The 13,828-nt window shown below is 42.3% G+C and carries 9 protein-coding genes; 4 read left to right on the top strand and 5 right to left on the bottom strand.

The window, feature by feature from the left end; genetic code table 11:
- Positions 1-44: 44 nt before the first annotated feature.
- The 4 genes from ACESMA_RS13760 to ACESMA_RS13745 all read left to right on the top strand — a co-directional run bounded on the left by ACESMA_RS13760 (position 45) and on the right by ACESMA_RS13745 (position 5,052).
- Entirely contained in the window at positions 45-1,085 is a 1,041-nt protein-coding gene (locus ACESMA_RS13760; RefSeq protein WP_372949416.1) for an RluA family pseudouridine synthase, read from the top strand.
- Positions 1,078-2,070 (top strand): D-alanine--D-alanine ligase, encoded by a 993-nt coding sequence (locus ACESMA_RS13755; RefSeq protein ID WP_372949415.1) that lies wholly within the window; start codon positions 1,078-1,080, stop codon positions 2,068-2,070. The genes ACESMA_RS13760 and ACESMA_RS13755 overlap by 8 nt, the downstream gene beginning before the upstream one ends.
- A 120-nt stretch (positions 2,071-2,190) precedes the next feature.
- The gene (gene dnaB / locus ACESMA_RS13750) at positions 2,191-3,735 is read left to right on the top strand and encodes a replicative DNA helicase (protein ID WP_372949414.1); all 1,545 of its coding nucleotides are present in this window, start codon (positions 2,191-2,193) and stop codon (positions 3,733-3,735) included.
- Positions 3,736-3,792: 57 nt separating this feature from the next.
- Positions 3,793-5,052: a hypothetical protein gene (locus tag ACESMA_RS13745; protein WP_372949413.1), complete on the top strand. Its 1,260-nt coding sequence runs from the start codon at positions 3,793-3,795 to the stop codon at positions 5,050-5,052.
- Positions 5,053-5,110: 58 nt separating this feature from the next.
- On the opposite strand, the gene ACESMA_RS13740 is transcribed toward ACESMA_RS13745, so the two are convergent.
- From ACESMA_RS13740 to ACESMA_RS13720, 5 genes are all read right to left on the bottom strand, one after another.
- Positions 5,111-6,565 carry a SusD/RagB family nutrient-binding outer membrane lipoprotein gene (locus ACESMA_RS13740; RefSeq protein WP_372949412.1) on the bottom strand — a complete coding sequence of 485 codons (1,455 nt, stop codon included), beginning with the start codon at positions 6,563-6,565 and terminating at the stop codon, positions 5,111-5,113.
- A 19-nt stretch (positions 6,566-6,584) separates the two neighbouring features.
- Positions 6,585-9,848: a SusC/RagA family TonB-linked outer membrane protein gene (locus ACESMA_RS13735; protein ID WP_372949411.1), complete on the bottom strand. Its 3,264-nt coding sequence runs from the start codon at positions 9,846-9,848 to the stop codon at positions 6,585-6,587.
- A gap of 357 nt (positions 9,849-10,205) precedes the next feature.
- Entirely contained in the window at positions 10,206-11,003 is a 798-nt protein-coding gene (locus tag ACESMA_RS13730; RefSeq protein WP_372949410.1) for a hypothetical protein, read from the bottom strand.
- Positions 11,004-11,037: 34 nt separating this feature from the next.
- Positions 11,038-12,483, bottom strand: coding sequence for a SusD/RagB family nutrient-binding outer membrane lipoprotein (locus ACESMA_RS13725; protein WP_372949409.1), 1,446 nt, complete (start codon positions 12,481-12,483; stop codon positions 11,038-11,040).
- A gap of 19 nt (positions 12,484-12,502) precedes the next feature.
- On the bottom strand, positions 12,503-13,828 hold a 1,326-nt coding region (locus ACESMA_RS13720; RefSeq protein WP_372949408.1), incomplete at its 5' end, for a TonB-dependent receptor domain-containing protein.

Below are 13,828 nucleotides of genomic sequence, written 5' to 3'. Positions count from 1 at the left end.
GAATTGTTCCTGTCCTGGTAAATGGTTGGAAAATTAAAAATTACATGAAAGAATACCTGCTTGACAATGAGGAACCGGAAGAAGAAGTAATGTATGATCATTACCGTTTAACAGTTGATCCGGGACAATCATCCATTCGAATTGACAAATATCTGGCCAACCGCATTGACAACGCATCCCGCAGCCGTATTCAGGCAGCCGCCGAGGCAGGCAATATTCTGGTAAACGAAACACCGGTAAAAGCCAACTACAAAATAAAACCCAACGACGAAATCCGGATTGTGATGGATTATCCGCGTCGTGAGCTTAAAATCATTCCCGAAGAAATACCATTGAATATTGTTTACGAAGACGACCACCTGATGGTGCTCAACAAACCGCCCGGACTGGTAGTTCACCCCGGCCACGGCAACTACACGGGGACTTTGGTAAACGCGCTGGCCTGGTATTTTAAAGATTTGCCACTATTTAACAGCGAAGACCCGCGTCCCGGGCTGGTGCACCGCATCGACAAAGACACATCGGGATTGATGGTAGTTGCCAAAACCGAACAGGCCAAAAATAAACTGGCGCTGCAATTTTTTGAAAAAACTACCGAGCGACGTTACCAGGCATTGGTTTGGGGAATTCCGAAAGAAAACGAAGGAACAATTACCGGCAACATTGGAAGAAGTCTGAAAAACCGGCAGGTATTTATGGTTTTTCCTGATGAAGACTATGGAAAACATGCGGTTACACATTACAAAATATTAAAAGAAATTGGATATGTTAGTTTGGTGGAATGCAGGCTGGAAACCGGCAGAACGCACCAGATTCGTGTGCACATGAAATACATCAACCACCCGCTGTTTAACGACTCAAATTACGGTGGCGATAAGATTTTACGCGGAACAACTTTTACCAAATACAAACAGTTTGTGCAAAATTGTTTCAAATTGCTTCCCCGTCAGGCGCTCCATGCCAAAACACTTGGGTTTGAACATCCGGTTACCGGAGAGAAAATGTTGTTTGATTCGGAATTACCTGAAGATATGGAAGTTGTAATTGAAAAATGGGAAAATTATATTGCAAACAGAAATGACTAAAAAACCAAATATTGCAGTAATTGCCGGTGGCGATTCATCGGAGTTTGTTGTTTCGGTAAAAAGCGGCGCCAATGTGCTGGCAGCCATTGATACACAGAAATTCAAACCCTGGCTGGTTCAAATGCGTGGCAACGAGTGGTTTGTTTTGCAGGGCGAAAAGCAAATTGCTGCTGTGGACAAATCCGATTTTAGTTTCAGCCTGAACAATGAAAAAATACAGTTCGAATTTGCCTACATCACCATTCACGGCACCCCCGGCGAAGACGGAATTCTGCAGGGTTTTTTCGATTTGCTGAATATCCCCTATTCCACCAGCAATGTGCATTCCTCGTCGCTTACCTTTAACAAGTGGTTTTGCAATAACTACCTGAAAAGCTTCGGGATAAAAATGGCCCGTTCGGTTAAAATAAATAAAGGAGGGAATGTAAACAGCTCCGAAATCATTAAAAAACTGGGATTGCCTCTTTTTGTAAAACCCAATGCCGGAGGTTCGAGCTTTGGCATTACCAAAGTTAAAAACGAAAACGATCTTTTACCGGCCATTGAAAGTGCATGGAAAGAAAGCAACGAAGCCCTGGTTGAAGAGTTTATTGCCGGAACTGAGTTTACCTGCGGGCTGGTTAAAATTGGCGGAAAAAAAATTATATTCCCGGTAACAGAAGTGATTCCCAAAAACGAATTTTTCGATTTCGAAGCGAAATATACTCCCGGCGCCACCGATGAAATTACACCGGCGCGCCTTCCTGAAGATTTATATGAACAATGCCAGCAACTTAGTTCCGAAATTTATGATCTTTGCCAATGTTCAGGAATTGTCAGAATCGATTTCATTCTAAAAAACAAAGAATTTTATTTTTTGGAAGTGAACACAACACCAGGCATGACTTCCACCAGTTTTATCCCGCAGCAAATTAATGCCATGGGACTCAGTTTAACAGAAATCATCACTAAAGTAATTGAAGATAAACTGGATACACATCAATAAACATTTGTGGATAAAATTAGTTAACAACTAAACCAGGTAAAACTTGACTTGCCCCATGCTTTATTTGTAATTTAGTCGCCTCAATTTATTTTTCATAAAAAGAAAAAACAGAAAGGAATAATGGCTACTGAAAAAAAGAGAAATTCAAACAACCAGGGCCGGCGGCAAACCGGCATGACCATTGACGAAATTAATGCGCAATACGGAAAATTGCCCCCGCAGGCCATTGAAGTGGAAGAAGCAGTTTTGGGAGCGCTTATGCTCGAGCGCGATGCGTATGTTACGGTAGCCGACCTTCTCGATACCTCGAGTTTTTACAAAGAAGAACACCAGAAAATTTTTGAAGCCATAAAAGAACTTTCCGGCAACGAAAAACCGGTTGACCTGCTGATGGTTACGCAGGAACTTAAAGACCGCGAACAGTTGGAGGGAATTGGTGGGCCAGGCTATATTACCCAGCTCACCCGCCGGGTGGCTTCTGCTGCCCACCTTGAATTTCATGCACGTATTATTGCCCAGAAATACATTCAGCGGGAGCTCATTCGCGTTTCTTCAGAAATTCAGACAAAATCGTATGACGATTCCATGGATGTTGATGATTTGATTGATTTTTCTGAATCGTCATTGTTTCAGGTAGCCGAACGCAACATTAAAAAGGAAACAGTGCCCATTAAACCGGTTCTGAATGAAGCCATATTGCAAATTGAAAAAGCACGGCAGCGAAAAGACGGTTTGAGTGGCGTTCCATCAGGATTTACAGCACTCGACCGAATCACTTCGGGCTGGCAAAAAACCGACCTTATAATTATTGCAGCCCGCCCTTCGATGGGAAAAACAGCATTTGTGCTGAGTATGGCCCGTAACATGGCCGTGGAACACAACCGGGCAACCGCAATTTTTTCGCTGGAAATGTCGTCTATTCAATTGGTAAACAGGCTTATTGCCGCCGAAACCGAACTGGGCAATGACAAGCTAAAAACCGGCCGGCTCGAAAATTACGAATGGGAACACCTGAACCGGAAAATTTCGGCCCTGGAAAAAGCACCCATTTTTATTGACGACACCCCTGCCCTTTCTATTTTTGAATTCAGGGCAAAATGCCGGCGCCTGAAAATGCAGCACGATATTCAGGTGGTCATTGTGGACTACCTTCAGTTAATGACAGCCGGCACCGACAACCGCGGAAGCCGTGAACAGGAAGTGAGTGCCATATCGCGTTCGCTGAAAGCCATTGCCAAAGAATTGAACATTCCCATTCTTGCCCTCTCGCAGTTGAACCGTTCAGTTGAATCACGCGAAGGAAAACGTCCGCAGCTTTCCGACCTGCGTGAATCGGGCGCCATTGAACAGGATGCCGATATTGTAACTTTCATTCACCGTCCTGAATATTACGGAATTACTGAAGATGATTCAGGAAATTCCCTGATTGGCGTTGCCGAAATTATTATTGCCAAACACCGCAACGGCGCCACCGGCGATGTGCACCTGGCATTCAAAAAAGAACTGGCCAAATTCAGCGACATGGAAACCAATTTTGGCACATTTGGAAGCGCCAAAACTTTCAGTTCAAAAATGAACGAAGACAACGAAGAGGCAGTGGGTGCCGGTATATCGCATAACAATGATTTCGACAGGTCTGGTGGAACAGACAATCCTCCATTCTGAAATTTCCTAAACTTATTACCTTTGTTGTTTGTATTTTTACAATAAAGGAAAACAGAAATGAAGAATAAAATTATACTGTCAATCGGGTTTTTGCTCTTTTTATTCCATGCACAGGCCATCCAGTTGCTCATTCCAATGGACGATACCCAACGAAACCACCTGAAATCTTACGGCATGGCATATTGGGTGCTTCAGCGCGATGTTGAGGTAAAATGGCTGCTTAATTACCGGGGTGGCAGTTTCCTTATGCAACATCATCCTGAAATTGAAAACGAGTGTGTAGTTCGGGGGGTTTCATTCGAAACTATTCCCGATGCCCAGGCTTCGGCTATTTTAAATGAAATTGCCCAACCCGAAGTAAACCAGGATGCAGTAAGTATGAACAAAGCACCGAAAATTGCAGTTTACACTCCGCCTAACAAACAACCCTGGGACGACGCCGTTACTCTTGTACTTTCTTATGCTGAAATTGAATATGACCAGATTTACGATGAGGAAATTCTTGATGGGAAACTAGCAGAATACGACTGGCTTCACCTTCACCATGAAGACTTTACAGGCCAGTTTGGAAAATTTTGGCGCACCCACCAGCACATGCCCTGGTATCAGCAGGAAGTATCTATAAACAAGGCTCTTGCTGAAAAGCTGGGCTTTTTGAAGGTGTCAGAAATGAAGTCGTTTGTTACCCGCGAAATGGATAAATACGTAATAAACGGTGGGTTTCTTTTTGCCATGTGCGCTGCCACCGATACGTATGATATTGCTCTGGCAGCAACCGGAGTTGATATTGCCGGCCCCATGTTTGATGGCGATCCGGCAGATCCGCACGCACACGATCATCTGGATTTTTCGAGAACATTTGCATTCGAAAATTTTCAGCTCGAAATGGACCCGAATGTTTATGAATTTTCGAATATTGATGTGACCAATACACGACGGGTTTCCAGGGAAACAGACTATTTTACCCTTTTCGAATTTTCGGCAAAATGGGATCCGATTCCGACCATGCTTTGTCAGAACCACCGGAATATGATAAAAGGTTTTATGGGGCAAACCACTGCATTTCGTTCAACATTGATAAAACCCAATGTGCTGATTTTGGGTGAAAACAAACCGGCCCGCGAAGCACGTTACATTCATGGCGAAAAAGGAAAAGGTTTCTGGACTTTTTACGGAGGTCACGATCCGGAAGATTACCGTCACCTGGTTGGCGACCCGCCTACCGATCTGAATTTGTACCCCAATTCGCCCGGTTACCGGTTAATTCTGAATAATGTGCTTTTCCCGGCAGCGAAGAAGAAGAAGAGGGAAACATAAAAAAAGCCCCGGCACTGCCGGAGCTTTAATTATAGTAATTAACAAATAAAATTTAATGCTACTGAACCCCTGTGCGGGTATCCCACCACATTTTTTTACCCCAGAAGTCATCAACTACTTCATCGGAAAATTGTTTCGAATTACCACCGTTAAGTGTCAACTCGTTTTGCGGATAAGGATATCTGAAAGGCGGACTGTTATGGCCTGTGTAGGCAGAACCCGGAGCTACATAATGCGTTGTAGGTACGCCGGTACGACGATACAACGACCATGCTTCCATTCCTTGTTTAAACAAGGCAATCCACTCCTGCCAGTAAACCTGTTCCAGGGTTCCGTCGAATGCAGCAGAACCAGCCAGAAAAGCATCAATTTCAGCCTGATCAATTCCATTTTCTTCCAGCGATGCAGCAACAGCAGCTTCATAAGCATCTTGTGCTGATATACCTACATTGTAACCTTTCAATGCAGCTTCAGCCGCATGAAACATTACTTCAGCATAACGCATATACGGTGCAAATCCTGCAGGATCGCCACGGAAACGATCACCAATTCGCGAAATGGAAGAAAGGCTGGGCTGTGCGGTGGCGCCAATAGTGAAGCCTCTGTACTCATCATCATCTGTAGCTGGTTTGGCATAAACTGACAAACGAGGATCATTAAGATCTTTCATTGCATCAATCAGAATATCGCTCATTCCATGGTCATCGCGGGTTTTTGAATCTTCATACCAGGTTTCTTCATATGGCGATGAGCCAGGATACCAGAAGAATGCATTATCATCGTTGCTGGTCATTATGGGATTCTGCGAAAGATTGCCCATAATAGTTTCTACAGTACTTTTGGCCAAAGATGCGTTTACTTCAGACATGCGCATGGCAATACGCAAACGAAGCGAGTTGGCAAATTTGCGCCATTTCATAACATCTCCACCAAACAGAATATCTCCATCTCCCAAGTTATCAGTTCCCGATGCCATTAAAGTATTGGCTTCGGCCAGAATTTCCAGAAGGGCGGGATAGATGTCTTCCTGCCTGTCGTAAGCCGGAAGCAAAACACCATCAGCCATTTTCATTGCATCGGTGAATGGAACGTCTCTCCAGGTATCAGTTGCAATCTGAAAAATGTAAGCTTCCAATACTTTGGCAACACCCAACAAATTATTTGCTTCATCTGCTGTTGCTTTCTTCTTAATCTCATTCACATTGTTAAGTTGAATGTAGGTGTAGTACCACTTATTTTCTACAGTTCCCGGACGGTAATTGTAACGGGCTTCATCAATGTACTGAATTTTAGCCAGATGTCCTCCGTAAGTGGATGGTTCATTCATGTTGTTCCATGCATCGTAGAAAGTATCGGAATGATACCTGAGTACAAATGCCAGAACGTTGGTGGCAGGTGCATCTTTGGCACGATCGGGATCGGTGTTGATCTCCTCAAACTTTTCAGTACAACCGGCAACAAAAAGGGTTGTAATAAAAGTAACTGCTAATATTTTTCCAATATATCTTTTCATAATTATTCAATATTACGCGTTAAAATTTCAGATTTAATTTAATACCGAAACTGCGGGCCGGCGGATAAGCGGTTGATTCCAAACCAACACTGCTGTTTCCGCTTCCAGTTGTCGTTTCCGGATCAAATCCGGGCAAATTGGATTTATGCCTCCACAGAATGGCGAGGTTATTCCCGACCAGTGCTACAGAACCACCCTTCACAAAACTGTCTGCACCAAATAAATTTCTTGGTAAAGCATAAGTAACATGAGCTTCTCTCAGTTTTCCGTATGATCCGTCGTAAACTGATAATTCGCGGTTACTGTAATAAGATTCGAAGAAACTTTGCGCCGAAGTAGTCAAATCATTTTCAGCAAATTCAGAATTTTGAATATCATCTGCATTTTGATTAACTATTTTCACAAAATTTTCGTCTTCCATAAAATTCTGACCCAAAATAATTCCGTTTTCACGGTGGTCATCCAATGCAGTAAATTCAAGTACACCTGCATAAGCGCCAAACATATTGGAAACGCTGAAGATATCTCCACCTTTGCGGATGTCAAGCAAAAATCCAAAACTTAGGTTTTTGTATGAAAACTCGTTACGGATACCGCCAATCCAGTCTGGATTTACTTCACCCAGTTTGATGTTCGCCTGAGTCATTGGGCGGCCGTTTGAGCCAACAATAACAGATCCGTCAGATTCCCTGCGCAACATACCGGTTCCGTAAATTACACCCCAGGGTTCGCCCGGACGTGCCTGTACAAACGTACTCCACTGGCTTCCAATATTGTATGATTCCAGTTTTTGACCAGTAACCGGGTCGGTGTAGAGTTCAACAATTTCGCTCTGATCTTTTGCCCAGTTCAAAATCACATCCCAGTTAAGTCCGTTGCTTGATTTCAGAATTGAGCCTCGCAATTGCACTTCAACCCCTTTGTTATTGATTTCACCAGCATTAACCAGCGTGGTGTTATAACCAGTTGCTTTCGAAATAGCCACACTCATAATCTGGTCGGTGGTAGTTTTGTCATAAACAGCTACATCCAATCCAATTCTGTTCTGCAGGAAGTTGGCTTCCAAACCAAATTCAGTAGTTAAAACTTCTTCCGGACGCAATGATGCAGGTGGAAATTCAGTTGATTGATTAAATTGCGTTACACCATAAATGGTAGAAGCGCCTGCGCTAAAGTAAGGATCTAAACGGTAAGCACCTGTAGCAGAACCTACTTTAGACCATCCTCCGCGAAGTTTGAGGAAAGAAACCACATCTGAATCTATCTTTAATGCATCTAATGGCAACCAGCTTAAACTGAATGATGGATAAAAGAATGCTTCCTTAAGAGTTGAGGACCAGTCGTTACGTACACTGGCATCAAGAAAAATCCAGTTGTTGTAACCTATGGAACCTGAACCGTAAACACTGTTACTGCGAATCCATGTATGATCCATTTCTGTTACCGGGCTGCCTTTCACATTTGAAATAGTAAATAAATCGGGAACAGTTAAGGCATTGGCACCCAATGCTGAAGTTTCCCAACGCAGGTTACGGTAGTTTGCACCGGCAAGCAAATTCAAAGAAAACTCACCAAATGTTTTATCAAAATAACCAATAAAGTCGGCGTTTAATTCAGTGTTTTTATCCTGGCTTAACCTGAATGAACCACCTTCGAACAATGCATTTGATGCATCAAGTAAGGTTTCATTCGAGCCGGAAGTCGTAATTAATTTAGATTTTCTACTGTAAAAATCAATACCTAAACGACCTTCAAATTTCAGAAAATCGGTTGGTTCAAAAAACAGCGATGTTTTACCAAATACCCTGTCGCGCTGATATGAGTTGGTGTTTTTATTCAAACTCCAGTAAGGGTTGTTGTGGTAGTTGCTGTTCCAGTTGTATGGAAATCCGTTATCCATTGTAGTTTGCCAGTTTTCTTTCAGGTCTTTCATATCAACCTGACGGCCAAACCACTGACCGAATGACTGCATTGGGTTACTGGCATTGTATTCAGTAATAGGAAGATTTTCACTTTCAGAACGTGAATAGTTGAGTGATAAATCAAACTCAAACATTTCTCCAAAATCCATTACCGAATTAATGGCAGTGGTGTAACGCGTCAGATCGGTATTGGGTAAAACACCCAGTTGATCGCGAATACCCATTGACAATCTGGTTCTTGAGTTATCGGTAACCGATGTAAGTGCAATGTTATGGTTGGTGGTATGTCCCACTTCATAAAAATTATTAATGTTATCCGGCCGGGAAACCCAATCAGTTGGAATGCGGTCTCCATTGGCATCCAGCGGACTGTTATATTGCGGCAGTTTCAAACCAATATCGAGACGCGGTCCCCAGCTTTCGTCCACACCGTCGTTCACACCGTTTCCAATACCGTCAACATAGGCAAAACCAATACCGGGATGATAACCACCTTCAGCATATTCCTGGTATGTACCATCCAGGTCCCACTGTTCGCTGTAATATTTCCAATAATATTCGTCACCAAGATATCCCTGTCCGTATTTATTCTGCCATTTCTGAATGGAATAAACCTGATCGAAGTTGAAATTACCATCGTATTCAACAGAAATTCCTTTTGCTTTACCACTGCCAGCTTTAGTTGTAATAAGTATTACACCATGTCCGGCACGCATCCCGTAAAGGGCAGCAGCAGCGCCACCTTTCAAAACAGAAATTGACTCAATATCCTGCGGATTGATATCATACAATCCACTGCCAAAGTCAACATCATTGTAATTTTTGGTGTCATTTGCAATGGGAATCCCATCAACAACAATCAAAGGCTGGTTATCGCCAAATGAACTGTTCCCGCGAATAACAATGCGCGAGGAAGCGCCAATCTGGCCACCAATCTGGTTAATTTGAACTCCGGCCACTTTACCAGCCAAAGAAGAAATGGCATTAGGAGCACCGGCCTTAACCAACTCATCACTTTTTACGTCCTGTACGGCGTAACCCAACGATTTTCTTTCGCGGGAAATACCCAATGCAGTAACAACTACCTCGTCAACACCAATGGTTTGAGGTTGCATGACCACATTAATGGTAGATCTTCCGGCAATGCCAATTTCCTGGGTTGCCATACCCACAAAAGAAAAAATCAAATTTTGTGCATCCTGCGGAACTTGTAATGAATAGTTACCATCCAAATCGGTAACAGTTCCCAGGGTTGTACCCTGAACAACAATCGAAACTCCCGGAACCGGCATATCATCTTCCGACGAGGTAACCTTACCGGTTATAACTCTCGTCTGAGCATTTGATACTAAAGTTCCCATGAAAAGGAGAATCGAGAAAAAAAACGCAATCTTTCTCATAGAAATAGTTTTAAATTATTAATTAAACAGCAAAAATAAGTCTTCAATTTTTTTTAACCGACACTCTTGCTCCCCAACAACAGCGGCAGTTTTGTTTCTACATTTCAAAAGTGTTTAGAATAACTAACAGTTGTTAAAAATACTTAACAAGCGCAAATTTATAAAAAGAATCGAATTACAAAAACAAATCTGAAAGTAAATACTGTAATGTTTACACTAAACAGTAAGACAGGGGCCACAAAAAAAAGTGGATTGACATTCAGTCAACCCACTTTTCAATTGTATTATTAAGAAATAATATCAGTTCAAAATAATTAATTAGTTTTTAGTTAAAACAAAATCATACGCACCAAACGATCCCTGGTCAACAGTAATGGTAAATAACATTTCGAAAGTTCCATCGCAGGTATTCAGTTTACCTGAACCTGCATATGCAATGTTTGTGTAACCAAATGCTGACGAGGCAAGTACTGTTTTCACAGCGACTACGTCGTAATTTAATTCATTTACCTCCAGTCTTAATGGTCCTTGATCTTCAGTAAGTCCATCGAGTGCAGCAAGGCCGGTAACGTATAAAACATACTCATTGTCAGGATCAGCGGTAATTGTTACATTCCCATCAACAGCCCAACCTTCACTAACAGCACGGTAACTACCAGTCACCAATTCCGGGTTGTAAGCACAAACAACTGCAGCATTAAATGCAGCATTAGAGAAATACGTTTTACCATCTTGAATGGTTTGTAATTCAATATTGAAAATATCACCCAGTTTCACATCATTCAGTTGCATTCCAAGTTTTGAAGCGACTTCTGACAACATAAGTTTCACAGTACCGGGAAAATTGTTTAACCGCGTCATTTCTACTCTTTTTTTATCTCCATTTAATGAAGCCAAAACAATTACCTCGTTCACTTTCGGGTCATCAATATCCACTGTAAACTGGACGAATGTATTTTCCAAATCATTGGAGTCGTACACTGCCGGATTCAGGTCAGTGATCGTAGGGAATACTCCCTCGCCCCTAAGTCCAGCAGGATCTATCACTTCTGTTTCACAGGAAGAGAAAACCAGAACCAGGGCGGTTATCAATCCAAATATTTTAAATCTTTTCATATCTCAATTATTTAATTTTGATAATTAACCAACATTAACGTGTGCCGCCGGCCCACCATACTTTTTCAGTGTAAACGTAGTTTCCGTCGCCATAAGCATTACGAACGTTAACATTGGTGGTTACATCGCTGCTTCCGTATGTAAAACGCTGTGGAAACTGATTTGCAGCATTTTTGGGATTATCCAGTACGATAACATTATTTCCCATGGCAACCAAACGGCGGTAGTCGCTATATGCTTCAACGGCTTCTTCCTCAAAAAATGCAAAGTACTTTTGGTTCATTACTTCCGAAAGTGCATTGGTACTAAATTTGGGCAACACCCCTTCTTCAAAATAGGCTTCTGCATCTTCAACAGTTAATCCAACATTCACTTTCTGGAAAGCTGCTGTAACGGCTTTTTTCAGGGCCTCTTCTGCATTATCGAGCTGATTCAACCTTACATAAGCTTCAGCTTTCAAAAATTCAACTTCATGGTAACTCATCAGATAAGTTGGTGCAGTTGGATTAGATAAAGCTGAAATACTATATGTTCCCTGTACCTGGTCTGGTGTACCATTTGGAGCCAGTAAAAATTCGCCTGAACTTGGGTGAGGTTTCCAGAACACTTCAAGTCTTGGGTCGCCTCTTTCTTCCAGTTTATTGTAGAAACTCTGACTGGCACCAAAATAATCACGGTCGGTATAAAATTTTTGGAACGGACTAATGGTGGTGCTGCCGTTGTAATTGAGCTGAGCCTGTTCTGCAGGTGATGCAAACGACTGATTGGCAAAGCTGATTACATCGGCATATTTGGCGTCTTTTAAGGACAAACGCATGGTATAACGCGCTTTTAAACCATAAGCCAGTTTTTTCCACCGCGTAACATTGCCTGCATAAATGAAATCCTGAGTTCCTAACGAAGCAAAAGTGGTTGATTTATTGTAATTTTCAATGGCAGCATCAAGCAACCGGTGAACTTCAGCATAAATTGATTCCTGGCTGTCGAGTACCGGTGTAAAAATAAATCCGGGCTGCAAAGCTTCCGACCATGGAACATCACCCATAAGATCGGTAAGTGTGGCCAGGTTGTGAGCCATTAAAGTTTGCGCAATGGCAAGGGTATGAAAATTTCCTTCTTCCGAACCCCCTTCAGAGCATTTTTCAATAATCACCTTCAGATTGTACAAATTGTTGTAAATCGCATTCCAGTTATTATTGTATGTAGTAGCACTGATGGGCTCACCGGAACGAATTTCAGCATTGTAGCTCTGGTTCCAGATACCCACATTGTGTTCAATATAAACCGAAGCATAAAATGCCAGATCACTGCCGGTAATGCTAAACGCAGATTTCACCATGGCATCGGTTATAATCAGATTGGAACCCACATCAGTTGGATCATTGACGTTTTTATTGATGTCGTCCATGATATCTTCTGAACATGACCAGGCCGCAAGAACAAGCAGGCCAGCCAACAGAATATTTAATATCTTTCTCATAATTTTCCTTTTTTTAAAATTAGAATGTTATATCAAAACCAAATCCATAGCTGGTGGTTTGCGGCAACGAAAACCGTTCAAATGAACCACCCATGTTGTTATTACCCTGCGAAGTTTCCGGGTCGAGGTTGCGTAAAGCTGTCCAAAGGAGAATGTTCCTTGAATAAAGCGAAACGCCCACATTCAGTGATTTATAAATGGGTTTGGCAAACTTATATCGTAACGATAATTCACGCAGTTTTACAAATGAATTTTCATGAATATAGTATTCATCGATGTTGGAAAGTACGTTGGTGTACAAATCCTGTAAGGCATCCGGATCATTTGGCCCACCTCTTACAATATCGTTAGGTGTTCCGTCTGGTTTTACGCCGTCGAAAATAAAAGTTGATTCCCTGTCTTCAGTAACTTTTGACACACCATAAAGGTCGAGCAGACCGTTTGATCCTGAATACATTTCACCGCCATTTTTCCATTCGAAAACAGCACTTAACGAAACAGTTTTGTATGTAAAGGTGTTGGTTGCACCCAGAATAAAGTCGGGTGAAACTTCACCAATTACGCCGGGTTCTCCTGTTTTAGGCATACCGTGGTTCCATGCTCCCGGACTGTCTTCAACAACTATGTTTCCATTATCATCTTTAACGAAAGAGCTACCATAAATTACAGGATAAGTGTTACCGATACCTGCACGTACTTGTGGTGTAACAAATCCACCGAGGAAAATACTTTCAACACCTTCGGCCAGTTCAAGAACCTGGTTATCTACAACAGCAAAGTTGAAATTCATATCCCACTGGAAGTCACGTGTTCTAACCGGAGTTACATACATCATAACTTCATGTGCATTAGTTTGAACCGCACCCCCGTTCATTACCAGCGATGAAGCTCCGGTTGAACCTGCCAACGGCACAGCAAAAATCTGGTCGGTTACATCCTGGCGAGAATAAGTATAGTCGATTCCAAACCGGTTATTGAAAAATTTCAAATCAACCCCAAATTCATAGGAAACTGTATTTTGAGGTTTCAGATTTGGGTCATACTGTGTTGCGCTTGGTATATATGAATTTACACCACCCACCGGATATTGAATCGGCGAAGACAACCAAAAGCCTCCTCCGTAGCCTGGAGTTGTATAAAAATTTTCAAGATACCTTCCGGCCTGACCAACTTCAGCATAAGAGGCTCGTAGTTTTGCAAACGAAAGCCAGGTTGCATTCTGAATAGCAGGGATTTCAGTTAAAACAAAACCAAGAGACACCGAAGGATAAAAGAACGAACGGTTATCTCGTGGCATTTGTGAAACAATATCGTTCCTGCCAGTAGCATTCAAAAACAACATAGA

This window comes from Mariniphaga sp., assembly GCF_041687215.1.
In the GTDB taxonomy this organism is placed as follows: Bacteria; Bacteroidota; Bacteroidia; order Bacteroidales; family Prolixibacteraceae; genus Mariniphaga.
This window is presented reverse-complemented; position numbering and strand designations above follow the sequence as displayed.